21 protein-coding genes and 1 tRNA gene are annotated in these 26,556 nt (G+C 68.5%); 14 read left to right on the top strand and 8 right to left on the bottom strand.

The genetic code is table 11. The features are described 5' to 3' along the window. Positions 1-112 precede the first annotated feature (112 nt). From T8T21_RS04465 to T8T21_RS04490, 6 genes are read left to right on the top strand one after another with little or no spacing between them, the layout of a single operon-like run. Positions 113-1,429 (top strand): polysaccharide biosynthesis/export family protein, encoded by a 1,317-nt coding sequence (locus T8T21_RS04465; protein WP_322336974.1) that lies wholly within the window; start codon positions 113-115, stop codon positions 1,427-1,429. Next, on the top strand, positions 1,426-2,379 hold the full coding sequence (locus T8T21_RS04470; protein WP_322336975.1) for a glycosyltransferase family 2 protein: 954 nt from the start codon (positions 1,426-1,428) through the stop codon (positions 2,377-2,379). Before T8T21_RS04465 ends, T8T21_RS04470 begins: the two co-directional genes overlap by 4 nt. Next, on the top strand, positions 2,376-3,503 hold the full coding sequence (locus T8T21_RS04475) for a glycosyltransferase family 4 protein (RefSeq protein WP_322336976.1): 1,128 nt from the start codon (positions 2,376-2,378) through the stop codon (positions 3,501-3,503). The genes T8T21_RS04470 and T8T21_RS04475 overlap by 4 nt, the downstream gene beginning before the upstream one ends. Beyond that, positions 3,503-4,690: a glycosyltransferase family 4 protein gene (locus T8T21_RS04480; protein ID WP_322336977.1), complete on the top strand. Its 1,188-nt coding sequence runs from the start codon at positions 3,503-3,505 to the stop codon at positions 4,688-4,690. The genes T8T21_RS04475 and T8T21_RS04480 overlap by 1 nt, the downstream gene beginning before the upstream one ends. Continuing rightward, a complete protein-coding gene (locus tag T8T21_RS04485) occupies positions 4,687-6,816 on the top strand; it encodes a GumC family protein (RefSeq protein ID WP_322336978.1) in 2,130 nt (709 codons plus the stop codon). The genes T8T21_RS04480 and T8T21_RS04485 overlap by 4 nt, the downstream gene beginning before the upstream one ends. A gap of 60 nt (positions 6,817-6,876) precedes the next feature. Next, the gene (locus T8T21_RS04490; protein ID WP_322336979.1) at positions 6,877-11,016 is read left to right on the top strand and encodes a DUF4082 domain-containing protein; all 4,140 of its coding nucleotides are present in this window, start codon (positions 6,877-6,879) and stop codon (positions 11,014-11,016) included. Between the two features lie 258 nt (positions 11,017-11,274). Here the strand turns inward: T8T21_RS04490 and T8T21_RS04495 are convergent. Then, positions 11,275-11,359 (bottom strand) — tRNA-Leu (locus tag T8T21_RS04495). Positions 11,360-11,404: 45 nt separating this feature from the next. Further along, a complete protein-coding gene (gene ypfJ, locus T8T21_RS04500) occupies positions 11,405-12,268 on the bottom strand; it encodes a KPN_02809 family neutral zinc metallopeptidase (RefSeq protein ID WP_322336980.1) in 864 nt (287 codons plus the stop codon). A gap of 93 nt (positions 12,269-12,361) precedes the next feature. On the opposite strand from ypfJ, the gene T8T21_RS04505 reads away from it, so the two are divergent. From T8T21_RS04505 to rocF, 3 genes are read left to right on the top strand one after another with little or no spacing between them, the layout of a single operon-like run. Further along, positions 12,362-12,940 carry a YqaA family protein gene (locus T8T21_RS04505; protein WP_183469344.1) on the top strand — a complete coding sequence of 193 codons (579 nt, stop codon included), beginning with the start codon at positions 12,362-12,364 and terminating at the stop codon, positions 12,938-12,940. Continuing rightward, on the top strand, positions 12,937-13,395 hold the full coding sequence (locus tag T8T21_RS04510; RefSeq protein WP_322336981.1) for a disulfide bond formation protein B: 459 nt from the start codon (positions 12,937-12,939) through the stop codon (positions 13,393-13,395). Before T8T21_RS04505 ends, T8T21_RS04510 begins: the two co-directional genes overlap by 4 nt. A gap of 57 nt (positions 13,396-13,452) precedes the next feature. After that, positions 13,453-14,376 carry an arginase gene (rocF, locus tag T8T21_RS04515; protein WP_322336982.1) on the top strand — a complete coding sequence of 308 codons (924 nt, stop codon included), beginning with the start codon at positions 13,453-13,455 and terminating at the stop codon, positions 14,374-14,376. A gap of 22 nt (positions 14,377-14,398) precedes the next feature. Here rocF and T8T21_RS04520 read toward each other — a convergent pair whose 3' ends face one another. Further along, a complete protein-coding gene (locus tag T8T21_RS04520) occupies positions 14,399-14,674 on the bottom strand; it encodes an usg protein (RefSeq protein WP_322336983.1) in 276 nt (91 codons plus the stop codon). 206 nt (positions 14,675-14,880) lie between these two features. Between T8T21_RS04520 and gyrA the strand changes: the two genes are divergently transcribed. From gyrA to gluQRS, 4 genes are all read left to right on the top strand, one after another. Continuing rightward, entirely contained in the window at positions 14,881-17,619 is a 2,739-nt protein-coding gene (gene gyrA, locus T8T21_RS04525) for a DNA gyrase subunit A (RefSeq protein ID WP_183469352.1), read from the top strand. Between the two features lie 67 nt (positions 17,620-17,686). Beyond that, complete coding sequence (gene trmFO, locus T8T21_RS04530; protein WP_322336984.1) at positions 17,687-19,042, top strand: methylenetetrahydrofolate--tRNA-(uracil(54)-C(5))-methyltransferase (FADH(2)-oxidizing) TrmFO; 1,356 nt, start codon at positions 17,687-17,689, stop codon at positions 19,040-19,042. A gap of 59 nt (positions 19,043-19,101) precedes the next feature. After that, positions 19,102-19,287 carry a hypothetical protein gene (locus T8T21_RS04535; protein ID WP_085896641.1) on the top strand — a complete coding sequence of 62 codons (186 nt, stop codon included), beginning with the start codon at positions 19,102-19,104 and terminating at the stop codon, positions 19,285-19,287. Further along, a complete protein-coding gene (gene gluQRS, locus T8T21_RS04540) occupies positions 19,288-20,130 on the top strand; it encodes a tRNA glutamyl-Q(34) synthetase GluQRS (RefSeq protein WP_322336985.1) in 843 nt (280 codons plus the stop codon). Here the strand turns inward: gluQRS and hisI are convergent. Continuing rightward, entirely contained in the window at positions 20,123-20,476 is a 354-nt protein-coding gene (hisI, locus tag T8T21_RS04545; protein WP_183469358.1) for a phosphoribosyl-AMP cyclohydrolase, read from the bottom strand. The two genes, gluQRS and hisI, sit on opposite strands and share 8 nt — an antisense overlap. A 66-nt stretch (positions 20,477-20,542) precedes the next feature. Here hisI and T8T21_RS04550 point away from each other — a divergent pair, with 66 nt between their 5' ends. Then, complete coding sequence (locus T8T21_RS04550) at positions 20,543-21,013, top strand: iron-sulfur cluster assembly scaffold protein (protein ID WP_322336986.1); 471 nt, start codon at positions 20,543-20,545, stop codon at positions 21,011-21,013. 164 nt (positions 21,014-21,177) lie between these two features. Here T8T21_RS04550 and T8T21_RS04555 read toward each other — a convergent pair whose 3' ends face one another. From T8T21_RS04555 to ctrA, 4 genes are all read right to left on the bottom strand, one after another. Next, the gene (locus tag T8T21_RS04555; RefSeq protein ID WP_281372245.1) at positions 21,178-21,300 is read right to left on the bottom strand and encodes a hypothetical protein; all 123 of its coding nucleotides are present in this window, start codon (positions 21,298-21,300) and stop codon (positions 21,178-21,180) included. Positions 21,301-21,422: 122 nt separating this feature from the next. After that, positions 21,423-23,519 carry an ATP-dependent DNA helicase RecG gene (gene recG, locus T8T21_RS04560; RefSeq protein ID WP_322336987.1) on the bottom strand — a complete coding sequence of 699 codons (2,097 nt, stop codon included), beginning with the start codon at positions 23,517-23,519 and terminating at the stop codon, positions 21,423-21,425. Continuing rightward, positions 23,516-25,699, bottom strand: coding sequence for an NAD-dependent DNA ligase LigA (ligA, locus tag T8T21_RS04565; RefSeq protein WP_322337452.1), 2,184 nt, complete (start codon positions 25,697-25,699; stop codon positions 23,516-23,518). Before ligA ends, recG begins: the two co-directional genes overlap by 4 nt. 89 nt (positions 25,700-25,788) lie before the next feature. After that, positions 25,789-26,502 carry a response regulator transcription factor CtrA gene (ctrA, locus tag T8T21_RS04570; RefSeq protein ID WP_322336988.1) on the bottom strand — a complete coding sequence of 238 codons (714 nt, stop codon included), beginning with the start codon at positions 26,500-26,502 and terminating at the stop codon, positions 25,789-25,791. Positions 26,503-26,556: the final 54 nt, after the last annotated feature.

The raw sequence follows: 26,556 nt of genomic DNA on the forward strand, positions 1-26,556 counted from the left end.
AAAGTGGAACTTTGCGCCCCGCGACACCCGAAGGGCGGCATTCCCACCCCCGACCATCCGGGACGATCCTGACCCCGACCTTTCTCCTCGCTCGCATCCCGGGCGGCCCTGCATGGAACACGTCATGCCGAACGGACCGCGATATCGACTTCCCCCCACCGCAAGCCTCCGGCAAGGCACTGCCGCGCTCATTCGGGCCGCGTTTCTGGGCGCCATTCTCGGGGTGGCCGCGCTCATCGGCCCCTCCTCCGCCCTGGCCGGCACGCTTGTCGAGCGCGGCGACGCCTTGCGGGTCGAGGTCCTCAACGTGCCCGAGCTGTCACGTGAGGCGGTCGTCGATGCCGACGGGGCGATCACGCTGCCTCGGCTCGGATCGATCGCCGTCGCCGGGCAGGACACGAAAGCGATCCAGGAACAGATCGCCGAAGCGCTCGACACGCGCGGCCTCATCCAGACCCCGGTGGTGATCGTCGAGGTCACGGCCTATCGGCCGGTCTATGTCGGCGGCGCGGTCGGCAAACCGGGTGCGGTAGAATTCGTCCCCGGCATGACCGCCCGACAGGCGATCATCGCCGCCGGCGGCATCCGCCTCGCCGGCACGACCGACGGCAGCAGCGACAATGCGCTCGCGACCCTCGCTGACCGCCGCGCCGTCGCGCTCGACTTCGCCCAGACGGTGGCGCGCATCGCCCGCATCGAGGCAGAGCTCGCAGGTGAGCCGACGCTCGACGCCCTTCCGGAAGAGGCCAATCTGGCCGGAGAAAAAGTCGTCGAGGCGATCCTCCGCGCCGAAGCCGCCCTCCTCTCCGACCGCCTCGCGCTCCGCGCCGCCAGCCGCAGCCACGGCGAAAACATGCAACTCATGGCGGAGAACGAGATCGAAACGCTCGAGCGCAGGGCGGTACTCGAGGTCGAGGAAACCGAAATCCAGAGCGCCGAGGTGACGCAAGCCCGGGACCTCGTCGGCCGCGGCCTGATGCCCCGGCCGCAGCTTCAGGAACTGCTGCGCGACCAGTCCCGGCTAAATCGCGACCTGCTCGCCACGGAGACTGCCAAGGCCCGCGCCCGCCAATCCGCGGCCACGCTGCAATACGAGCTGGCCAACGCCGAAACCCAGCGTCAGGCAGAGCTCCGCACCGATCTGCAGGCGGCGCAGAAAGCCCGGGTTGCGCTGCTAGCCGAACTGGAGAAGATCGACCTGCGCGTGCTGTCCGCAGGCATGGTCCGCTCTGACGGACAGGACGAGTTCGTGCCGAGCCTGGTCATCCATCGCCTGACCGGCGGTGTGGCACGACAGATCGCGGCCGATCTCGATGTGGCGGTGCATCCCGGCGACGTGCTCGACCTGTCACTGGTCCCGTCGCAGCGCGCGGCGACGAACGCGGCGGACCGCCCCGCCAAAATCGCCGCGGCGGAGGATCGACCATGACACCCGCGCCGCAGATCAGCGTTGTCATCAACAATTACAACTATGGCCGCTTTCTCGCGACAGCGATCGACTCGGCCTTGGCCCAGCGCGGCGTACGTGCCGAAATCATCGTCGTCGATGACGGATCGACCGACCGGTCCGCCGAGGTGATCCGCGGCTATGGCAGCCGCATCACGCCGATCTTTCAGCCCAACATGGGACAGGCGGCGGCGATCAATGCCGGTATCGCGCGGTCGCACGCACCGCTGATCGCGTTCCTCGACGCCGATGACTGGTGGTCCCCGGACAAGCTCTCCCGCGTCCTCGCAGCCCATGCGGCCGCGCCGCGCGCGGGGCTGATCTACCATCGGCTCCAGCCGAGCTTTTCGGACGGCAAGCACGCCTTTGCGCCGATCCCCCGCTCGCTCTGCAGCGGGGAGATGGCTCGGCACCTGCTGCGCAGCGGTGGGCTCTGGCCGTTCCCCATGACCTCCTCGCTCACTGTGACCCGTGCGGCCTGGAGCAAGGCCGGCGATATCCCCGACGGCTTCAGGATCTCGGCGGATGCGTGGATCACTGGTATCGTGCCGTTCCTCGGCCCCGTCGTGGCCCTGCCCGATGCGCTCGGCGCCTATCGCATCCACAATAATGCCTGGTACCGCGCCCGCGACGACCGCGACATGCTGATGCGTCGCGTCGCGCATTGGCAGGAGACGGTCCGCGTCACCAATCTGGCGCTCACCGCGCTGCGGCTGCGGGGCCAGGTGCGGCTGCGCGATCACTTCGATCACCAGGTCGCCGTCGCGCGGCTCGGCCATCCGGACGCCCCCGGCCCGCTGCGGCTGCTCTGGCTCGGCCTGCGCAATCCCGGAGAGCCCAACCTCGCTCGACGTCTGCGCGGGACGCTGCGGGCACTGATCCATCTCCGGCGCGACCGCGCCCAGTTGGCGGAGGTCGTCCGTCCATCATGAGGATCCTCCTGCTCTGTTCCGAACCGGTCGACTACGTCATTGCCTATGCGAACGGGGTTGCCGCGCATGCCGAGGTCACCGCGATCCTGCCGCGTGAGCGCTATGCCGGTCTGGCCCGCTGGTTCGACCCCCGGGTGACGCTGGTGCTGGTCGATTGGCCGCGCACCCGCAGCCCGGCCAACATCCCCTTCATCGCCGATCTGGTCCGCCGAATTCGGGCCGCGCAGCCCGATCTGCTGCACATGTTGAGCAACACCACCCTGTGGCTCAACCTGCTGCCGCCTTTGCTGGACGGGATTCCGGTCGTGACCACCGTGCACGACGTCCAGGTCCATCCCGGGGATCGAGACACCGCCCGGCTGCCGGGATGGGGCGCGCGGCTGATGGCGCGGCAGTCGGACCACCTGATCGTACATGGCGACAACCTGCGCCGCGCCGCCTGCGACAGCTTCGGCAAACTGCCGGATCAGGTGCATGTGGTCCCGCATCCGGCGATCCGCCGCTATGCCGATCTGGCCGCCGAGCTCGGCCTCACCCGAGATCCGCAGGATGACAGGTTCCGGGTCCTGCTCTTCGGCCGGATATTCGCCTACAAGGGCCTGGCGACGCTGCTGCGGGCGGAGGCGATGCTGTCGAACAGCCTGCCCACCTTGCAGGTGACAATCGCCGGGCGCGGTGATGACCCGATGGACCTCGCCCACCTGATGGGACGCTCGCAGCGCTACGAAATCCGGCGCGGCTTCGTGCCGGATCGCGAGGTGGCGCAGCTGTTCACTGATGCCGACCTCGTCGTGCTGCCATATGACGAGGCCTCGCAGAGCGGGGTGCTGCACCTCGCCGCGACTTTCGGCAAACCGGTGGTCGTCACCGATGTCGGAGAGCTGGGCGCCACGGTCACGCAGCACCGGATCGGCCGCGTCGTGCCGCCCCGCACCCCGTCCGCATTGGCCCATGCCCTGTGCGACCTTGCCCGGGAACACGAGGCACGCGACCAACTCGGCCGCAACGCGCGTGCTTGGTCGGAGGGGCTCAACGCGCCCGCCACGATCGGGCAGACGGCGGTCCAGCTTTACGACAGCATCGTCGATCGCGCGATGCTCTCCCACGCGGGGGTATACGGATGATGGCCCGCGACACGCACCCCTCGACCGCCCGGAATGCCCGAAAAGCGCCGGGCGACGTCATTCGGACCCGGCCAATCGGCACTGACGGCCCGCCGATCATCCGTCATTTCGTCGCCGGCGGCACCGAACATGGCGGCGGCATCGGCCGACTTGTCGGTTACGTCCTGTCCGACCCAAATGTCTCTTTGGAGCACAGCGTGGTCGACACGCGTGGCCCGCGCTGGCGGCCGCTTCCCGCCGCGCTTCGGCTGTCGATGGCGCTGGCGGGGATGGCGATGGACCGCGCTCGCGCGCGTCCCGTCTTGTGCCATTTCCACATAGCCGGGCGCGGCAGCACCGCCCGCAAGGCGATCCTCGGTGCATGCGCGCGCTGCTTCAGGCTGCGCTACGTGCTGCACCTGCATGATTACGATTACGAGGCCGACCTGCTGCGCCGCCCTACCTGGCAATTCAGGATCATCCGCGACCTGTTCCGCCATGCCGCGCAGGTCATCGTCCTCGGCTACCGGGACGAGACGACGGTTCGGGACAGGCTCGGCGTAGCACCCGGGCGCATCACGGTCTTGCGCAACTGCGTCCCGGCGCCGATCCCCGCCCCGGTCGGGCGGGATCCCGACCGGCCCGTCGAGATCCTCTTTCTCGGCCAGCTCGGCCCACGCAAGGGCGTGCCCGAGCTGATCGCCGCGCTCGCCGATCCGGCGATGCCCCAAGCGGGTTGGCGCGCGATCCTGGCGGGCGATGGCCCGACCGACACCTACCGCGCCGAGATCGCGCGTCGCGGCCTGTCCGACCGTGTCAGCCTGAGCGGCTGGGTCGGCGCCGAAGCCGCCGCCGCGCTGCGCGCCCATGCCGACATTCTTGTCCTTCCCTCACATGCCGAGGGCTTCGCCATGGCCGTGCTCGAAGGTCTGGCGCAGGGGATCGCGGTCGTCACGACGCGGGTCGGCGCCCATGACGAGGTGCTCGAAGACGGCAGGACCTGCCTGCTGGTTGCGCCGGGCGACGTCACCGGGCTGGCGCATGCGCTGGCCCGGCTCGTGGCCGATCCGGCGCTGCGACACGAACTCGGCGCCGAAGGACAGGCGCTCTACCGGTCCCGGTTCCGGATCGAGGAATACGTCCAGGCACTCGAACGGCTGCATGTCCGGCTCCACCGAACCGCCGCCCTTGCAGAGGATCCCGCATGAACACTCCGCTGAAAATCGCCGGTCCGCAGTCGATATCCTACGCGCGCGTCGAGGAGCCGCAGGACAGCCCGCAGGAAATCGGCTGGCCGGGAATCCTGCTGCTGCTGCGCCGGCAGATCCTGCGCGTGATCGGCGTCGCCGCCCTGGTCTGCCTGATCGCGCTGCCGGTCATACTTGCCCTGCCCCGGCTCTACTACGCAGAGACCCGAATGCTGCTGCGATCGACCCCGGTGCTCGACCTCGCCGCCGGAACGGATGTGCAGTTCGTGCCGGTCAATACCCCGGCCGAGATCGAGCGCATCCTGTCCCATCCCGTGACCGCCGAGGTCGTGCAGCGCTTTGCCCTGTCCGAGCGGGAGGAGTTCAACATCGCGCTCCGCCCCGAGGGTCTGACAGACTGGCTGCGCGAGATGGTCCACGCCGCGGCCGCGGTCATAGCTGGCCCGGTGGCAGGCATGCCGGAGGCGCCCCAAGTCGCCGACCGCGTCCATACGACCTTTCGCGAAGCGCTGACCGTGTCTCGCCAGGGCCCCACCGACGTGGTCACCATCGGCTTCACCTCGCGTGATCCCGACCTTGCCACCGCGATCCCCGCCGCCCTGGCCGATACCTATCAGCGGCAGAGCCAGGAGACTTGGCGTTCGGATCTGCAGGCCGGCTCCGCCTGGCTCGACGCACGCATCGATGCCGAGCAGACCCGGCTGGTCGAGAGCCGCGCCGCGCTGAACCGTTCACTGGAAAGTCTCGGCGCCGCCAGCGGTGAAAGCCCCGACACGATCTCGGCCCAGACGGGGGTGCTGGAGGCGCGGCGGGGCAAGATCGCCGACGACCTCGCCGATCTGCGCTCGATCCGGCATTCGATCGAAGCCGCCCTCGCCGCGCCGGAACGGCCGGCAATCGACGAGCCCATGCGTCTTCAGGAACTGCGGCGCGATTTGCGCCAGCAGCGGCGCGACCTCGATGAACTCGCGACCGTCTATGGCGAAAAGCATCCCGGTCTGACGGTCAACCAGAACCGCATCGCCATGATGGAGACGGATATCCGGCGCGAGCTCATGGCCTATGACGAAACGCTCGACCTGCGCCGGGAGGGCCTCGAGAACGAGCGCGCCGAACTGGACCGCGAGGCGGCGCGGCTTCGCGGCGAGCTGCGCGACATGCAGCGCCAGGCGCCCGAGCGCGAAAGGCTGATGGCGGCGCTCCAGGCGCAGGAGCTACGGCTCTCCGAACTGCGTTCGCGCCGCACCGCGCTGCAGTCGATGATCCCGGTCACGCCGACCCTGATCGAAGTGCTGGTGCCGCCGGTGCCGCCGATCCACGCGCTCGGACCGAGCCGCCAGCTCTACCTCGCTGCCGCCGGCATCATCGGCCTGCTCCTGGGGCTGCTCGCGGCCGGGCTCGCGGAGCTGCGCGATCACGGGTTGCGCAGCTTCGCGCAGCTCCCGCATTTGCCGCGCCTGATCCCCGTGGGCCTCGTCCCGGCGGTCCGGCGGCGGCTGTTCCGCGGCGGCTCGCCCGCACGGCGCAGCACGGCCGTGGCACCGGCCATCGCCGCTCTGGAGGACGCGCTCTTTCTGGTCGAATGCGGCTGCAACGGGCGGCTGCCGCCGGTCCTCGTGGTGGCAGAGGCACGGCAGGGCGACGCGGTGATCCCGATCGCGCGGTGGGTCTCGGATATCGTCTCGGCGCGCGGCGTGCCGGTCTGGCTGGTCGAATTCGACGGCACCGGAGCCGGACGGATGCGTGAGCCGGTGAGCAGGAACGTCACTCGCGTCTCATGGCCCGCCACCTGCCTGCGGGGCCACGACGTTGCCGCGCGGCTCGGGGCCCTGGAGGGGCTGGCACGGGACGCGAATGGCCTGGTGATCGTCGACGCGCCGCCGCTGCACCTGACGCGCAGCCTCGATCTGGTGCGCATCGCCGGCACGGTCCTCGTGGTGCTGCGCTGGGGCGCGACCCCGCGGCCGCTGGTCGAACTGCTCGCCGGTCTTCTCGACAAGCTGGGCACGGTCCAGGCCTTCGGGCTGATCGTCGACGTCAATCCCGGGCGGCACCGGCTTTACGGCTTCAATGACCGGCTCTCCCTCCTGCGAAGGGGGTGGCACGCGAGGCGGCGGGCAGCCTGATCTCTCGCGAGAGCTCGGGGCACGGAAAGGCAGCTTTTTCTTTGGTCAGGGGGATTTGACATGGCCAGCAATGCAATCGTCACGGAAAACGCCCGCACCGACGGGCGGATGCCCCAAACCTACTGGGATGTTCCGCATTCCAGACAGATCGAGGGGTTCACCACCGACATCAGCGTCAACGCCGGATCGACCGTCGATTTCAAGATCAACGTCAATGGCGGCGCGGGCAGCGACTACCGCGTCGAGATCTTCCGCCTCGGCTATTACGGCGGCGACGGCGCGCGGATGGTGGCCAGCTGGACCAACACCGAGGCGGTGGTCCAGCCCGGCGCCACCTTCGATCCGGTGCGCGGCACCGCCGATGCCGGAAACTGGAGCGTGACCGACAGCTGGACCACGCCCGTCGACGCGGTCTCGGGGGTCTACCTTGCCCGGCTGCAGCGCCTCGATGCCAACGGCAACCCGATCGCGGGCGCGGTCAACCAGATCCCCTTCATCCTGCGCGAGGACGACCGTCCCGCCGATATCGTGCTCCAGACCTCGGACACGACTTGGCAGGCCTATAATGGCTGGATCGGCAACAACGGTCAGGTCGGCGCGAATTTCTATGGCGACTCGAGCGGCACGATCAGCCACCCGGACATCGTGGGCGATCGCCAGGGCAACGCCGATCGCGCCTATGCGCTGAGCTACAACAGGCCCTTCGTCACCCGCGGCATTGAAGGGGTCGCGGGCGGGCCCGCCTCCGGGGCGCAGGACTACCTGTTCGGCGCCGACTACGCCGCGATCTACTGGCTCGAGCGCAACGGCTACGACGTGAGCTACATCGCCGGGGTCGACCCTGAACGGCTCGGTGCCGCGCATCTCGGCCAGTTCAAATCCTACCTGTCAGTGGGGCACGACGAATACTGGTCCGGCGGCCAGCGCGCCAATGTCGAAGCGGCACGCGACGCCGGCACCCACCTGCTCTTCTGGGGCGGCAACGACGTCTACTGGAAGACCCGCTGGGAACCGAGCGGCGTCGACGGCGCGAATTACCGCACGCTGGTCAGCTACAAGGAGACCTGGACCAACATCAACCCCAGCGCCGGTCCGGCCGATTACCTCAACCTCGATCCGACCGATATCTGGACCGGCACCTGGCGGGACACGCGCTTCATCGGCAACCCGGCGGCCGGCACCACCACGCCCGAGAACGCCCTGACGGGCCAGCTCTTTCTGGCCGACGGGACGGGCCAGTTCGGCGGCGCGCTCGATGTTCCCGCCAGCATGGCGGGGCTGCGCCTGTGGCGTGATACAAGCGTCGCCGCGAATGGCGGCGCGACCGGGATCTCGCCGGGGCTGATCGGCTATGAATGGAACGTCTCGCCGCAGGACGCCAACCGACCCGCCGGCCTGATCCACCTGTCGAGCACCGAGCTGGCTTGGGGCGAGTTCCTCGTCGATCAGGGCAACAGCTCGGCCCCCGGCACCGGGACGCACAACCTCTCGCTCTACCGCGCGGAGAGCGGCGCGCTGGTGTTCGGCGCCGGCACCGTGTTCTGGACCTGGGCGCTGAGCGACAAGCACGACAGCCAGCCCTACGGCGCCACGATCGCCAGCCCGACGCTGCAACAGTTCACCATCAACCTGTTCGCCGACATGGGCATCCAGCCCGGCGCGGCGGATCCGGTGCTGCTTGCGCAGGGGCTCATCCGCGCCTTCGGCTCCACCGACACCGTGGCCGGAAGCGCGTTGCTCGACCAGCTGCCCGCCTCCCTCCCGGCGTTCCAGCCGGTCACGATCACCGGCCGCGCGACCGATGATGACGGCAATCCACAGACCCAGGACGGCCGCATCGCCCTGGTCGAAGTTTCGCTCGATGGCGGCACGACATGGCAGGCGGCTAATGGCACCACGACTTGGAGCTACAGCTGGCTGCCCACCGTCGAGGCCACCTACGACATCCGCGTGCGCGCCATCGACGACAGCCTCAACCTGCCCTCGCTCGCCACGCTCGACCGCTGGCTGGTCGAGGTCACCGCCCCCACGACCCCGGGATCTCTCAACCTGTTCAGCCCGTGGAAGTCCTTTAGCGGCACCCTCTACCAGACCTCCCAAGCGCTGCAGCTCGGCACCCAGTTCTCGGCGACCTCAGGCGGCCAGATCACCGAGTTGCGCTACTTCCGGGCCGAGGCGGATTCGGGCGACACCGACGTCCGGGCCGGGCGGCTCTGGCGTGCCGACGGGACGCTGCTTGGGACGGTGGAGTTCACCTCCACCCCCGGCCAGAGCGGCTGGCAGACCGCCGCCCTGAACGCACCCATCCAGGTCTCGGCCGGGGCAACCTACATCGTCACCTACGAGACCCTCGATGCCTATGTCTCGTCGCATGGCTTCTTTGACAGCGTCTACCGGGAGCCCTATGGCCTGCTGCAGGCACCGGCCCAGACCGGCGGCGTCTTCGCGACCGGCGCCGGGGCGATCCTGCCCACCCAGAGCTATCGCAGTTCGAACTACTGGGTCGACGTGACCTTCGCCCCCTCGACCTCCGGCAACGCGGCCCCGACCATCACCTCTCCCGCCAACTTCGCGATCAGCGAGAACACGGGGCGCGTGGGCATCATCACCGCGCAAGATCCCGAGGCCGACCCGATCGCCTTTGCCATCACAGGGGGCGCAGACGCGGCGCGGTTCAGCATCGACGGCAAGACCGGCGCGCTGAACTTCGTCTGGGCGCCAGATTACGAAGCGCCAGGCGACGCCGACCGCAACAACGTCTACGAGTTGAGGGTCAGCGCCAATGACGGCAAGGCCGCCCCGGTGACCAAGGCGCTGACGGTTACGGTCGGCGACGTCGCGGACGAAACCAGCAAGACGATCTCGACCCTGTTCGGCCCGAGCCACACCCCGGCCCGCATCGTGACCGACGATCCGACCGATTACGAGCTGGGCACCCGCTTCACCGCGCGCTCCGCGGCCGAGGTCACGAGCCTGCGCTACTGGCGCGGCGCGGCGGATGCCTCGGACACGGATGTCCGCGTGCTGAACCTGTGGGACGCGAACGGCAACAGGCTGGCCTCGGCGACGGTGACCTCGGCGCCCGACCAGATCGGCTGGCAGGTCGCCGCGCTCGATACCCCGGTGCAGATCGCGGCGGGGGCGCGCTTTACCGTCTCCTACGGCACGACCCAGAACTACGCCATGAGCCAGAACTACTTCGCCACGCCCCAGACCGGCCCGGACGGGCTGATGACCTCCGCGGGCAGCGGCGTCTTCTCGGCCGGTGGCACCGGCGCCTTCCCGACGCAGACCTATTTCAACTCGAACTACTGGGTCGATGCGAGCCTGCGGGCCACCGGGACCACCAACGCCGCGCCGAGCTTCACCATGCCGGGAACGGCCTTCTCCTCGCCCGAAAACCAGACCCGCGTGACCACCATCACCGCGCGGGACCCCGACGGCGACAGCTTCATCTTCTCGATCGCGGGCGGCGACGACGCGGCCGCCTTCCGCATCGACCAGGCGAGCGGGGCCCTGTCGTTCCGCACGGCGCCGGATTACGAGCAGCCGGGCGACGCCAATCGGGACAACGTCTACAACCTCGTGCTCGCCGTCTCGGACGGCATCAAACCCGCGACCCAAAAGGCGATCACGGTCGCGGTGAGCGACGTGGAGCCGGAGACGGCGACCACGCAATGGAGCCTCTTCGGCAGCGCCGATCGCCCGGCCCTGATCAAGACGTCCGATCCCACCGATTACGAGTTGGGCGTGAAGTTCCGGGCCGAGGCCGCGGGCAGCGTCACCGCGCTGCGCTATTGGCGCGGGGCCGAGGACGCGTCCGACACCGATATCCGCACGCTCAACCTGTGGGGCGGCGACGGCGTCAAGCTCGCGAGCAAGACGGTGACCTCGGCCCCGGGAGAGGTTGGCTGGCAGGTCGCGGTGCTCGACACGGCGATCAACATCGACCCGACACGGACCTATGTGGCCTCCTATGGCACCACGCAGAACTATGCCTTCAGCAGCGGCTTCTTCGCCTCGGAATGGGTCGGACCGGGCGGCCATCTAAGCGCCCCCAGCGGTCCGGCATCGAATGGCAACGGCGTGTTCTCGGCGGGGTCGACCGGGTTCTTCCCCGAACAGACCTACCAATCCTCGAATTACTGGGTCGACGTGATCATGGCGCCGGTCACGACCACCGCCGACGTGTTCGCCTGATCCGGGCGGCATGAAATTCCGGTGACCGGCCCCTTGCAAAGAGGGTTCGACCGCCGCAGCCCCTAGGGGGACGGGCAAGGGCCGGGCATCTGCCCGGCCCTTCGCTATAGGGCATCCACGGATCTCAAGCCCCCGGTTCATCGGAGAGCGCAGGAACAATCCTGGGGAAAGCGTGACGGAGAACTGACGGGCAAACCGGCCTCGGCCCGTCGGTGTGCCGTGCGGATCGCATCCAACTCCTAGTCATGGGATGCGATCTGGTGCCGGTGAAGGGACTCGAACCCTTACGCCTTGTGGGCGGCGGATTTTGAATCCGCTGCGTCTACCATTCCGCCACACCGGCACGCCCGACCCGCATAGACCGGCCCCGCGACCCCGTCAACGCGGCTCAGAGCCGGTCGGTGGCGAAGGTGTCGCAGGCGGCCACGCTGCCACGTTCATAGCCGGTGGCGAACCAGCGCTGGCGCTGTTCGGACGAGCCATGGGTGAAGCTGTCGGGGCGCACGGTGCGGCCGGCTTCGCGCTGCAGCGTGTCGTCACCGATCCGCGCGGCGGCATTCATCGCCTCCTCGATGTCGCCGGGTTCGAGCGAGCCGAACATCGCCTCGGCGCGGCGCGCCCAGATGCCAGAGAAGCAGTCGGCCTGAAGCTCGATCCGGACCGACAGCGCGTTGGACGTCGCCTCGTCGCTACGCTGGCGCACCGCGTTGACCTCGTCCAGCACGCCCAGTTCGTTCTGCACGTGATGCGCGACCTCATGTGCCACCACATAGGCGGCGGCAAAGTCGCCGCGCGCGCCGAGCTGACGCTCGAGCGTGGTGAAGAAGCCGGTATCGAGAAAGATGCGCTCCTCGGGCGGGCAATAGAACGGGCCCGTCGCCGCCGAGGCGCCGCCGCAGGCCGATTGCGTCGCGCCCTTGAACAGCACCAGCTCGGCGGGGTCGTAGGTGGCGTCGAGCTCGCTTTGGAAGATGTCGGCCCAGATCTCCTCGGTATCGGCGAGGGTGACCGAGACGAACTGCGCCGCCTCTTCGTCTGCGGCGGTGATCTCTCCGCCGCCGCCGGTCTGCATCTGCCCCTCGTCGAGCAGGGGCGTCAGATCGACGCCGAGGAAGTAGCCGACCACGACGATCGCCAGCAGGCCGAAGCCGCCGGCGCCGCCCACTGCCACGCCGCGTCGGCCCGAGACGCGCCCACCCATGCGGCGTCTGTCGATGATGTTGCCGCTTCCACGGCGTCCGCGCCATTTCACGAGACCGTTCTCCCTTGAGACCCTGTGCGAGGTTGACCCCGGCGCGGGGCCGTGGTCCTGACAGGGTGACGTTTCACGAGCGATCCGGGTTCCATGCTGCGCCGTATCTATGACAAGACGATCTCGCTGGCGGCCCACCGCCATGCGCTTCCCGCGCTGGGCGCGGTGAGCTTTGCCGAATCCTCGGTCTTCCCGATCCCGCCAGACGCGCTGATGATCCCGATGATCGTCGCCCGACCTCGCCGGGCCTGGATCATCGCGCTGGTCTGCACGCTGGCTTCGGTGGCAGGCGCGCTTCTGGGCTACTGGATCGGTGCCGCGCTGTTCGACAGCCTCGGGCAATGGGTGCTCGATCTCTACGGCAAGGCCGAGAAGTTCGACGAGTTCCGGGTACGCTACAACGACTGGGGCGCCTGGGCGGTGCTGATCGCGGGTGTCACGCCCTTTCCCTTCAAGGTGATCACCATCGCTTCGGGCGTCACCGGCCTGTCGCTGCCGGTGTTCATCCTCTCCTCGATCATCGCCCGCGCCGCGCGCTTCTTCCTCGTCGCGGCGATCTTGCGGGTGTTCGGCGACGTGGCGCGCGATTTCATCGAGCGGCGGCTGGGGCTGGTCTTCACCGTCTTCTGCGCCATGCTCTTCGCCGGTTTCTACGCGACGAGGTATCTGTGAGCCGCCAACTGACCATCCTGCTCGCCACGCTCGGCTCCGCCGCGCTTCTGGGCGGGGCCTTCATTTTCCAGGCGCTGGGCTACCCCCCCTGCGCGATGTGCATCTGGCAGCGCTGGCCGCACGGCATCGCCATCGCGATCGGCATCATCGCCATGATGCTGCCCGGCCGCGTGCTGCCGCTGCTGGGCGCGCTGGCCGCCACCGCCACCGCCGCGATCGGGGTCTTTCACACCGGCGTCGAGCGCGACTGGTGGGAAGGCCCGTCGAGCTGCACCGGCAGCGGCCCCTCGCTGGGCTCGCTCTCGGGCGGCGACCTGCTGGCCACTGATGGGCCGCGACTGGTGATGTGCGACGTGGTAAGCTGGGAGATGCTGGGCCTGTCGATGGCGAGCTGGAACGCGCTGTTCTCACTGGTGCTGGTGGCGCTGTGGGTCTCGGCGCTGCGGCGCAGCTGACGGTTCCCCCGAGGACACCCCTTGTCCGGGCGCGCAAGCCCGCGCATGATCCGCGCCATGACTGATTGCATCCTAATCGGCGCCCCGGTGGATTGCGGCAAGCGCCGCCGCGGCTGTCTCATGGGCCCCGATGCCTATCGCACCGCCGGGCTGGCCGAAACGCTGGCGGCACTGGGCCATGGCGTCACTGACATCGGCAACGTCGCCCCCGACCAGGTCGAGGTGGCGCCGCCGCGCAATGGCGCGGTGTACGAACTGGCGCTCAATGTCGGCTGGACCGCGGCGCTGATGCGTGCCGCGCGCGAGCAGGCGCCCAACGGCTTTCCGATCTTCATGGGCGGCGACCATGCGCTGTCGCTCGGCTCGGTGGCGGGCATGGCCGCACATGCCGAGACCGTCGGCCGCCCGCTCTTCGTGCTGTGGCTCGACGCGCATAGCGACTTCCACACCCCCGACACCACCACCACCGGCAACCTGCACGGCACGCCGCTGGGCTATGTCACCGGGCGCGAGGGCTTCGACGCCTTCCCCGCCCTGCCCGCCACCGTTCCCGTCAGCCAGGTTGGCATGATCGGCCTGCGCAGCGTCGATCCCGAGGAGCGCGCGGCGCTCGAGGATGGCGACGCCACGCTGGTGGACATGCGGATGATCGACGAAGTCGGCATCGCCCGGCCGCTGTCTGAGTTCCTCGAGCGAGTCGAGGCCGCGAACGGCATTCTACACGTCTCGCTCGACGTCGATTTCCTCGACCCGATGGTAGCCCCGGCGGTCGGCACCACCGTGCCGGGCGGCGCCACCGTGCGCGAGGCGCATCTTGCGATGGAGATGCTGTCGGATTCCGGCCTTGTCGCCTCGCTCGACCTGGTCGAACTCAACCCCTCGCTCGACGAGCGCGGCCGCACCGCGGCCCTGATGGTGGAACTCACCGCCTCGCTGATGGGTCGGCGCGTGTTCGACCGCCCCACCCCGCGCGGCGTCTGAGACCAAGGCGGGTCCCACGCCCTCAGTGGTAGTGGAACTCGCCGGTCACGTTGCGCCATTCGCCCGGCGCGATCAGCTTGCGATGGGTGAAGCGCACCGAGTGCAGCGGTCCCTCGATCTCGTCCTGCCAGAACTCGATAAACCCGAACAACTTGGGGTGGTCCGGTGCGAGGTCGTATTCCTGCCAGACGAAGCTGTTGAGCACGTGCCGGTAGTCCGGCATGCGGTAGAACAGCTCGGCCGTGGTCAGGCCATATCCCCTCAGCATCAGCTCGGTTTCGGTGGCATTTCGCGACATTCAGGCCTCCTTGCGTGACCCGCGGGCTTGACCCCGCCCCACGATTCCAGCATGAAGCCTCAAAAAGTCAATTATCCCAAATTGTTAGCCACTTACCTTGCTGGCTGCCAAAGGACCGGCCCATCCTCTGTTGCGCCCCATATGGCGCGGGTGCTATAGCTTCGGCTCACAAGATATAGCAGTCACAAGACAGCAGGCCTCCCCCCGTGAGCGACATTCCCGACACACCCGAGACCGACGATTCCACGCCCGAGCGCCCCGTGCCCTCCGGCCCCACGGTCTCCATCGTCGAGGAGATGAAGACCTCCTATCTCGATTACGCGATGAGCGTGATCGTCAGCCGCGCGATCCCGGATCTGCGCGACGGGCTCAAGCCCGTGCATCGGCGCATCCTCTATGCCATGCACGAAACCGGCAACAGCCACGACAAGCCGTACCGCAAGTCGGCCCGCCCCGTGGGCGACGTGATGGGCAAGTATCACCCGCATGGCGATAGCGCGATCTACGACGCGCTGGTGCGGATGGCGCAGGACTTCTCGATGTCGCTGCCGCTGCTCGACGGCCAGGGCAACTTCGGCTCGATGGACGGCGATAACGCGGCGGCCATGCGCTACACCGAAGTCCGGATGGACAAGCCGGCGGCGTTCCTGCTGTCGGACATCGACAAGGACACGGTCGACTTCCAGGACAACTACGACGGCAAGGACCGCGAGCCGACCGTCCTGCCGGCGCGCTTCCCGAACATGCTGGTCAACGGCGCAGGCGGCATCGCCGTCGGCATGGCGACCAACATCCCGCCGCACAATCTCGGCGAAGTGGTCGATGCCTGCCTCGCGCTGATCGACGATCCGGACATGTCCTCCGAAGGGCTGATGGAGATCGTCCCCGGCCCCGACTTCCCGACCGGCGGCCTGATGCTCGGCCGCTCCGGCGCGCGCAAGGCCTATCTCGAAGGCCGCGGCTCGGTGATCATCCGTTCCAAGACCCATGTCGAGGAGCTGCGCAAGGACCGCTACGCCATCGTCGTCGACGAGATCCCCTATCAGGTGAACAAGGCGTCGATGATCGACCGGATCGCCGAGGCCGCGCGCGACAAGCGGATCGAGGGCATCGCCCACGTCCAGGACGAAAGCGACCGCAACGGTGTGCGCGTCGTCGTCGAGCTCAAGCGCGACGCGACCCCCGACGTGGTGCTGAACCAGCTGTTCCGCTTCACGCCGATGCAGACCTCGTTCGGCTGCAACATGCTGGCGCTCAATGGCGGCCGTCCCGAGACGCTGACCCTGCGCGGCTTCCTCACCGCCTTCCTCGACTTCCGCGAGGACGCGATCGCCCGGCGCACGGCCTACCTGCTGCGCAAGGCGCGCGAGCGCAGCCACATCCTGTGCGGCCTCGCGGTCGCGGTGTCGAACGTCGACGAGGTCGTGGCCACGATCCGCTCCTCCGCCGACGCGGCGGATGCGCGCGAAAAGCTGATGACGCGCAACTGGCCGGCGCATGAGATCATCGAATACATCAAGCTGATCGACGACCCGCTCCACCCGGTGAACGAGGACGGCACCTACAACCTCTCCGAGGCGCAGGCCCGTGCGATCCTCGAGCTGCGTCTCCAGCGCCTGACCCAGATCGGCGTGCAGGAGGTGACGGACGAGCTGCAGGAGCTGGCGGAGAAGATCCGCGACTATCTCGACATCCTCTCGTCGCGCGAGCGTATCCTGACGATCATCCGCGAGGAGCTGCGCGAGGTACGCGATCTCTTCGCCGTGCCGCGCCGCACCGAGATCGTCGACTGGGCCGGCGACATGGAGGACGAGGACCTCATCGAGCGCGAGGACATGGTCGTCACCGTGACCCAGGGCGGCTACATCAAGCGCACGCCGCTGGCCGAGTTCCGCTCCCAGCGGCGCGGCGGCAAGGGCCTGGGCTCGATGCAGACCAAGGAAGACGACGTCGTCACCTCGCTCTTCGTGGCGAACACGCATGACCAGATGCTGTTCTTCACCACCGAGGGCATGGTCTACAAGCTCAAGTGCTGGAGACTGCCGCTGGGCGGGCGCACCGCGCGCGGCAAGGCGATCGTCAACATCCTGCCAATCCCGACCGGCGTCTCGATCGCCGCGATCATGCCCGTCGACCGCCCCGAGGAGGAATGGTCCGACCTGCAGATCGTCTTCGCGACCTCCGCGGGCGACGTGCGCCGCAACGCGCTGTCGGACTTCACCAACGTCATGCGCAACGGCAAGATCGCGATGAAGCTTCCCGAGGGCGTGAGCCTCGTGAACGCGCGCATCGCCTCCGAGGATGACGACGTGATGCTGGTCACCGACTCGGGCCGGGCGATCCGCTTCCGCACCACCGACGTGCGGGTGTTCCAGGGCCGCTCCTCGACCGGTGTGCGCGGCATCCGGCTCGCGGATGACGACCACGTGGTATCGATGGCTGTGATCCCCCATTTCGAAGCCGAGGCCTCGGAGCGGGTCGCCTATCTCAAGATGCGCCGCGCGATGGCCGGTCTCGCCGACGACGCCGAGGCCGAGGATGACGACGAAGGCGTGGTCGCGGGCGCGCTCAGCCCCGAGCGCTACGCCGAGATGTCGGCCTCCGAGACGCTGATCCTGACCATTTCGGCGCGCGGCACCGGCAAGCTCAGCTCGAGCCACGACTACCCGGTGCGCGGACGCGGCGGCATGGGCGTCAACGCCACAGACAAGACGATGCGCGGCGGCCCGATCGTCTCGGCCTTCCCGGTCGAGACTGGCGACCAGATCATGCTGGTCACCTCCGCCGGCCAGTCGATCCGGGTGCCGGTGGACGGCATCTCCTTCCGCTCCCGCTCGGCGGGCGGCGTGAAGGTGTTCGACACCGGCCGCGGCGAAGAGGTCGTCTCGGTCGCGCGGATCGCCGATCAGGGCGACGCGGTCGAGGCGGTCACGCCCGAGGAATGAGACATCGCCCCGTCCGGTCCGCCGGACGGGGCTTTTCTTTGCCCGCGCGCCCGCCTATCTGGGCGCCATGACAGAACCCCTTCATATCGTCGGCGGCGGCATGGCCGGCTCCGAAGCCGCCTGGCAGGCCGCGAATGCCGGCATCCCCGTCATCCTACACGAGATGCGCCCAAAGGTGGCCACCTTCGCGCATCGCACCGGCGATCTCGCCGAGATGGTCTGCTCCAACTCGTTCCGCTCGGATGACGACGAGCAGAACGCGGTGGGCCTGCTCCATTGGGAGATGCGGGCCGCGAACGGCCTGATCATGCAGACCGCCGACCGTCACCGCCTGCCCGCCGGCGGCGCGCTGGCAGTCGACCGGGACCCCTTCGCCGCCGATGTGACGGCGCAGCTCAAGGCGCATCCGAACGTCTCCGTCAGCTACGAGGAAGTGACCGAGCTGCCCGAGACGGGGAACTGGATCTTCGCCACCGGCCCGCTGACCTCTCCGGCGTTGGCCGAGGCGATTTCCGCGGTCACCGGCACCGGCGCGCTGGCCTTCTTCGACGCGATCGCGCCGATCGTCTATGCCGACAGCATCGACATGTCGAAGGCGTGGCTTCAGTCGCGCTACGACAAGGGCGAGACCGAAGAAGAGCGGACCGCCTACATCAACTGCCCGATGACCAAGGATCAGCACGAGGCCTTCATCGACGCGCTGCTCGCCGCCGACAAGGCCGAGTTCCACGAGGGCGAGACGGCGGGCTATTTCGACGGCTGCCTGCCGATCGAAGTGATGGCCGAGCGCGGGCGCGAGACGCTGCGCCACGGGCCGATGAAACCGGTTGGCCTGACCAACCCGCACGACCCCCAGAACAAGCCCTACGCCGTGGTGCAGCTGCGCCGCGACAACAAGCTCGGCACGCTCTACAACATCGTCGGCTTCCAGACCAAGATGAAGTATGGCGCGCAAACCGATGTTTTCAGGATGATTCCCGGCCTCGAGAATGCGCGTTTCGCACGGCTGGGTGGGATCCATCGCAACACCTTCCTCAACAGCCCGACGCTGCTCGACGAGCAGATGCGGCTGAAGGCGCGGCCCAACATCAGGTTCGCGGGCCAAGTCACCGGCGTCGAAGGCTATGTCGAAAGCGCGGCCATGGGTCTGCTGGCGGGTCGTCTCGCCGCCGCGGAGATCCTCGGGGGCTCGGTGCCTGCCGTGCCGCAGACCACGGCGATGGGCGCGCTCGTCACCCACATCACCGGTGGCGCGGAGGCCAAGACCTTCCAGCCGATGAACGTCAATTTCGGTCTGTTCCCGCCACTCGACGGCGTGCGCGGTGGGCGGCGCGGCCGCAAGGATCGCTACAAGGGCTATACCGACCGCGCCAAGGAGGATTGGCAGGCCTGGCTCGACGGGCAGAAGACGGCCACCGCCTGAGCCCTTGCCGCGCGGCCCCCGGGACCACATCTCGGGGGCAGACAACGAATGGACGACCGATGCTCTATATTCTCGCGCTGCTGCTGCCGCCCGTCGCCATCATGCTCACCGGCCGGGTCATCCTCGGCATGGTGGTGCTGGTGATCTGGTTCCCCGCCATCCTGATCTCGGGCGGCCTCGGCCATCCGATCTTCATCCTGCTGGCCTGGCTGATCATTCATCAGAGCGCGGTCAAGCGCGGCTGAATGCGCGTCACTCGTTTTGCGCCGTCGCCCACCGGGCCACTGCATCTGGGCCACGCCTTCTCGGCGCTCACCGCCCAGGCGCGGGCCGATGGGGGCAAATTCCTGCTGCGGATCGAGGATATCGACCGCCAGCGGTCCAAGCCGGAATGGGAACGGCGCATCTATGACGACCTGCGCTGGCTCGGCCTCGACTGGCCCGAGCCGGTGATGCGTCAATCCGAGAGGCTGCCAGCCTATCGCGCGGCGCTCGATTGGCTCTGGGCCACCGGACTGCTCTATCCCTGCCTCTGCAACCGTCGCGACATCCTTGAGGCCGCGAATGCGCCGCAGGAAGGCGGGCCCCGTTTCGGCCCCGATGGCATGATCTACCCGGGGACCTGCCGGGGCCGCGCGCGCGGCGGTCCTCTGCCAGCCGACCTGCCGCTACGGCTCGACCTTGCCAAGGCGATCGAGCTTATCGACGGACCACTGAGATGGAATGAGACCGGCGAGGCACCGGGTCCGCGCGAAATCGCGCCCGAGACGTTGATCGACAGCGTCGGCGACCCGGTGCTGGCCCGGCGCGAGATGGGCACCTCCTACCACCTCGCCGTGGTGATCGACGACGCGGCGCAGGGCGTCACCGAGGCGGTGCGCGGTCGCGACCTGCAGGAGGCGACGCCGCTGCACGTCCTGCTGCAACGGCTGCTAGGCCTACAGGTGCCGGACTACCATCATCACCGGCTGATCCGTGACGAGACGGGGCGCCGCCTCGCCAAGCGCGACGATGCGCGCGCCATCGGCCTCTACCGGGCCGAAGGCGCGACACCCGCCGACATTCGCCGAATGATCGGCCTCACATAGGGCTGGCGATCTCGACCTCGTCGCCGTTCTGGACAGCGGAATAGAAGCAGTTGCGCCGCCCGGTGTGGCAGGCCGGACCGGATTGCTCGACCTGCAGGAGCAGGCAATCGCGGTCGCAATCTACGCGCATCTCGACCAGTTTCTGCTGATTGCCCGAGGTCGCCCCCTTCTCCCAGAACTCCTGCCGAGAGCGCGACCAGTAGGTCACCTTGCCGCTGGCGAGCGTCTTTTCGATCGAGGCCGCGTTCATCCAGGCCATCATCAGCACTTCGCCGGTCGCGGCCTCCTGCGCGATGGCGGGGATCAACCCGTTGGCGTCGTAGCGGAGCGTCTTGGGGTCGAACATCGGCACAAACCTTTTGCATCCCGGGGCGTCGTGCCTATCTAGAGGGACGACGGAAGAGAGGCAAACATGACCGAGCGCGCCAGCGGCGAGACCGACCTGATTAAGCTCTATTCGCAGCGTATCCTGGCGCTCACCACCGAGATGCCGCTGACCGAACGGCTGGCTGCGCCCGACGCCACGGTCCGCCGCCGCGCGCCGCTCTGCGGCTCGACGGTGACCGTGGACGTGACGGTCGATGACGGCCGGGTGACCGGCTATGGGCAGGACGTGAAGGCCTGCGCGCTGGGTCAGGCGGCGGCTTCGATCGTCGGCGGCGCGGTGATCGGCCGCGACCATGCCGAGCTGAGCCGGGCCCGCGACCAGCTGCGCGCCATGCTGACCGAGAACGGGCCAGTGCCGGACGCGCCCTTCGAGGAGTTCGAGGTGCTTCAGGCCGCTCGGGAATACCGCAACCGCCATGCCTCGATCCTTCTCGCTATCGAGGCCGCCACCCAAGCGGTCGAAGAGGCGCAAGCGCGACAGAGCGCGAGCGCCTAATCAGAAAAAACCGCCGCGCATCCCAGGGGATGGCGGCGGCGCAGGCGGGATCCTTCAGGCTCCGGTGTCGCATCGGAGCGAGGCTCCGAGTGGCGGACGGGCGATCCGCCAATGACGCCCTGCGGGACCGGGGCGCGTGACGACCGGGAACGGATCCGGGCAGATCAGATCAGGCCGGGCAGCCACAATCCGACGAACAACAGGATCATGAGAGAGGCTGCGCCCAGCGCGTCGGCCACGAGCGTGTCGCGGGAACGATCCACGACCAGTTTGATTTCGCGTGCCATAACCTCGTCTCCTCTCTGCTCCTGTTGCCACTTTGTTCTCATCGGGGCGGCGCTCTGTAAAGAACTTTATGAGAACACTTTGCGCGATTTTATCTAAGATACTGAAATTGAATAGAACTTTTTCAGCCGACCGAGATCAGGCGGATCGCCCGGTCCTGTTCCATCAGCCACAGGAGAACACGCGCGGCGCGTCCCCGTTCTCCTTCGAGCGCAGGATCGATGGTCAGAAGCGTGCGCGCGTCGCTTTGCGCCAGGGCCATCAGCCCGGCGTGACGTTCCAGATCGGCGATGCGGAATCGCGGCAGGCCGGACTGGGCGGTGCCGATCACGTCGCCCGCCCCGCGCATCGACAGATCCTCCTCCGAGATCCGGAACCCGTCCTCGGTCTCGCGCATGATCCCGAGCCGCCGACGCGCGGTCTCACCCAGCGGCGGCTGGTACATCAGCAGGCAGGTCGATTTGGCGCTGCCACGCCCGACCCGGCCCCGCAGCTGGTGTAGCTGCGCCAGCCCGAAATTCTCAGCCCTCTCTATCACCATGATCGAGGCGGCGGGCACGTTGACCCCGACCTCGATGACGGTGGTGGCCACCAGTACCTTGGTCTCCCCCGCGACGAAGCGCGCCATCGCCGCGTCCTTCTCGGCCGGCGGCAGCTGGCCATGAACCAGGCCCACCACGCCCTCGCCCAGCGCGGCGCGCAGGCGCTTGAACCGCTCCTCGGCGGCGGTCATGTCGGAGACCTCGCTCTCCTCTACCAGCGGGCAGACCCAGTAGGCCTGCCGCCCCTCGGCGATGGCGGCGCGCAGCTTGTCGACCACCTCGCCCAGACGTTCGTTCGAAACGAGCGCGGTGGTGACGGGCGACCGTCCGGGCGGCTTCTCGTCGAGCACGCTCACATCCATGTCGCCATACTGCGTAAGCGCGAGGCTGCGCGGGATCGGCGTGGCGGTCATCACCAGCACGTCGACGCCGCGGCCCTTGGCGCCAAGCTCCATCCGCTGTGCCACGCCGAAGCGGTGCTGCTCGTCGATCACGGCGAGACGGAGATCGCGGAACTCCACGTCCTTCTGGAACACGGCATGGGTGCCGACGAGGATCTGGATACGGCCCTCGGCCAGCGCTTCGAGCTTGCGGCGTCGTTCCGCTCCCTTGTCCCGTCCCGTGAGCAGCTCGATCACCACCCCTGCGCTCTCGGCCAGCGGCTTGAGGCCATCGAGATGCTGGCGGGCGAGGATCTCGGTAGGGGCCATCATCACCCCTTGCCCGCCAGCCTCCACGGCGATGAGCAGCGCCATCAGCGCGACCAGAGTCTTGCCCGAGCCGACATCGCCTTGCAGCAGCCGGTTCATCCGGCTCTCCGCGGCCATGTCGCGGGCGATCTCGTCCACGGCGCGGGCCTGCGCCCCGGTGGGCGCATAGGGCAGCGCGGCGAGTACGCGGCGGCGGTGACGCTTGTCGCCGACGCTGGGCCGCCCCGGCGCCCGGCGCGCGGTGGCGCGGGCGAGCGCGAGGGTGATCTGGTGCGCCAGCAACTCGTCATAGGCGAGGCGCAGCCGCGCCGGGTGGGTGGAGGACAGGTCGCCGATGCCTTGCGGGGCATGCGCGACGCTGAGCGCCTCGCGCCAGGAGGGCCAGCCCTCGCGCTTAAGCAGGCCCGGGTCGATCCACTCCGCCGGGTCGGGGGCGAGATCGAGGGCGGAGCGCGCGGCGCGGGCCATCTGCTTTTGCGTGATCCCGTTGGAGAGCGGGTAGACCGGCTCGAAGGCGAGGATCTCGTCCTCCTTATCGACCGGCAGCACGTGATCGGGATGCACCATCTGCGCCAGCCCGTCGAACAGCTCGACCTTGCCCGAGACGATGCGCCTCTCGCCGATGGGCAGCAGCTTGGGGACGTAATCGCCCCGGGCATGGAAGAAGACGAGCTGGAACGCGGTCTCGGCATCCTCGACCGTGACCCGCCATGGCTTTCCCTTGGCGGGCGCTGGGTGATGGCGCACCACCTCGACCTCGACCGTCACCACGGCGGGCGGCACGACGTCCCGGATCGACCGCTTGCGGGCGCGGTCGATCCCCGAATGCGGCAGAGTCAGCAGCAGGTCGCGCGGCCGCGCCAGCCCAGCCGCCTCGAAAGCCGCGACGCTCTTGGGTCCGATCCCCTTGAGCTTCTGCAGATCCCCGAACAGCGGAAACAGGATCTCGGGGCGGCCCTTGGCGCTCATGCGTCGCCGATCAGCGCGAGCCAGCCGTCCTCGTCCAGAACCTCGACCCCCAGCGCCTCGGCCTTGGCGGCCTTGGAGCCCGCGCCGGGCCCGGCGATGAGCAGGTCGGTCTTGCCGGAGACCGAGCCCGCCACCTTGGCGCCGAGCTGTTCGGCCCGCGCCTTGGCCTCGGCGCGGGTCATTCGCTCGAGCGTGCCGGTGAAGACCACTATCTTGCCGGCGACAGGACTGCCCTCGGCGCGGGGCTTTTCGGCGGGCTGGATATCGAGATGCGCGACCAGCCGGTCGACCGAGCCGCGCTCCCCCTCCTGGCTCATCGCGGTGACGAGGCTCACCGCAACGGTGAAGCCGATGCCGTCAATGCCGGTGATCTCGGCCCAGTGCGGGCTCTCGGGCAGCGCGGCCTTGCGGGCCTTGTCGTCCTCGGCCTGCGCTGCCGGCTCGCTCGCGGCGGCGTCGATGGCGGCGATCAGCGCGTCCCATGTCCCGAAATGCCGGGCCAGCACCTGCGCCGCGACCTCGCCGACATGGGGGATGCCGAGGCCGAAAAGCATCCGCGCCAGCGGCACGCGGCGCGCGGCGTCGATCGCGTCGAAGAGCGCGTTGGCCGACTTCTCGCCCCAGCCTTCGCGGTTCTTGAGCTGCTGCATGCCGGTGCCGAAGCGCTCGCGCAGGGTGAAGATGTCGGCCGGCTCGCGGATCCAGCCGTCCCGGTGGAACTGCTCGACCTGCTTGGCGCCCAGCCCGTCGATGTCGAAGGCGGCGCGGCTCACCAGATGGCGCAGCTTCTCGACCGCCTGGGCCGGGCAGATCAGTCCACCCGTGCAGCGGCGGATCGCGTCGCCCTCCTCGCGCGGGGCGGCGGAGCCGCATTCGGGGCAGTGATCGGGAAAGACATAGGGCACGCTGTCCTTGGGACGGCGCGCCAGATCGACATCGGCGATCTTGGGGATCACGTCGCCGGCGCGGTAGACCTGTACCCGGTCGCCCTCGCGGATTTCGCGGCCCTCGCGGATCTCCATGCCCCGGGAATCGCGTCCCCGGATGTAGTCCTCGTTGTGCAGCGTGGCGTTGGAGACGACCACGCCGCCGACGGTCACCGGCTTCAGCCGCGCCACGGGCGACAGCGCGCCGGTGCGCCCCACCTGGATCTCGATCTTCTCCAACGTGGTCCAGGCCAGTTCGGCCGGAAACTTGTGGGCCATCGCCCAGCGCGGCGTGGTCGAGCGCATGCCGAGCCGGCGCTGGAACGACAGGTCGTCGACCTTGTAGACCACGCCGTCGATGTCATAGCCCAGATCGGCACGCCTCGCCTCGATCTCGCGATAGGCGTCGAGCATCTTCTCGATGGTGTCGCAACGCCGGGTCAGCGGGTTAGTGCAGAAGCCCAACGCCTGCAGCCGGGCGATGGCGTCGTATTGATGCGTCGCCAGCGGCGCCGACAGCTCGCCCCAGGCATAGGCGAAGAAACGTAGCGGCCGGGACCGGGTGATCTCGGGGTCGAGCTGGCGCAGCGACCCGGCGGCGGCGTTGCGCGGGTTGGCGAAGGTCTTGGAGCCGCGCTCGGCATGGCGGGCGTTGAGCGCCGCGAAGTCGGCATGGCTCATATAGACCTCGCCGCGCACCTCCAGCACGTCGGGCGCGCCGTCGAGCGTCTCGGGAATGTCGTCGATGGTGCGGGCATTGGCGGTCACGTCCTCGCCCACGGCACCGTCGCCGCGGGTCGCGGCGCGGACCAGCCGGCCCATCTCGTAGCGCAGAGACAGCGACAGCCCGTCGATCTTGGGCTCGGCGGTGAAATCGAGCGGCGCGTCCTCGGCCAGACCCAGGAACCTGCGGATCCGGGCCGCGAAATCGACCACCTCTTCGTCGGTGAAGGCGTTGGAGAGCGACAGCATCCGCACCGCGTGCGGCACCTTGCCGAACCCGTCGGCCGGGGCGGCGCCGACCTGATCGGAGGGGCTGTCCGCCCGCTTGAGCGACGGAAACCGGGCCTCGATCTCGGCGTTGCGGCGGCGCAGCGCGTCGTAATCCGCGTCGCTGATCCGCGGCGCATCCTCGGCGTGATAGGCGGTGTTCGCCGCCCCGATCTCGGCCGCGAGCCGTTCCAGCTCCTCCGCCGCCTGCGCCTCGGTGAGTGCCGCGACATCCGTCGCGCGCAGATCCTGTTCCGCCGTCAATGCCGTTCCCTCGGTCCTCGTCACGGGCCGATCCGCCCGCGCGGCCAACCTAGAAGCCTGGCGGGGGGGCGTCCAGAGAGCGGAGCGGCTCAGGCGCCGATGGCGAGCGGCGAGGCCGCGACGTTCGGCTCCGGATCGCGCAGCACGTAGCCCCGCCCCCAGACCGTCTCGATGTAATGCTCGCCGCCCGTGGCCTGCGCCAGCTTCTTGCGCAACTTGCAGATGAACACGTCGATGATCTTCAGCTCCGGCTCGTCCATGCCGCCATAGAGGTGGTTGAGGAACATCTCCTTGGTCAGCGTGGTCCCCTTGCGCAGGCTCAGCAGCTCGAGCATCTGGTATTCCTTGCCGGTGAGATGCACCGTCTGGCCGCCCGCCTCCACCGTCTTGGCGTCGAGATTGACCGACACCGCGCCGGTGGTGATCACCGATTGCGCATGGCCCTTGGAACGACGAATGATCGCGTGGATCCGCGCCACCAGCTCGTCGCGGTGGAACGGCTTGGTCAGGTAGTCGTCGGCGCCGAAGCCGAAGCCCTTGAGCTTGCTCTCAGTGCCGTCGTCGCCCGACAGGATCAGGATCGGCGTCTCGATCCGGTTGAGCCGGATCTGGCGCAGCACCTCATGGCCGTTCATGTCCGGCAGGTGCAGGTCCAGCAGGATCAGGTCATAGTCGTAGAGCTTTGCCAGATCGATGCCCTCCTCCCCCATGTCGGTGGCATAGACGTTGAGATTGGCATGGGTCAGCATCAACTCGATGCTCTTCGACGTGGTCGGGTCATCCTCCACCAGCAAGACGCGCATTCCATCCCCTCCATGTGCCGGGTCCGCTATCGAGGCGAGTAAGCCAGCGGACGG

This window comes from Limimaricola variabilis (assembly GCF_034371605.1).
Classification (GTDB): domain Bacteria; phylum Pseudomonadota; class Alphaproteobacteria; order Rhodobacterales; family Rhodobacteraceae; genus Limimaricola; species Limimaricola variabilis.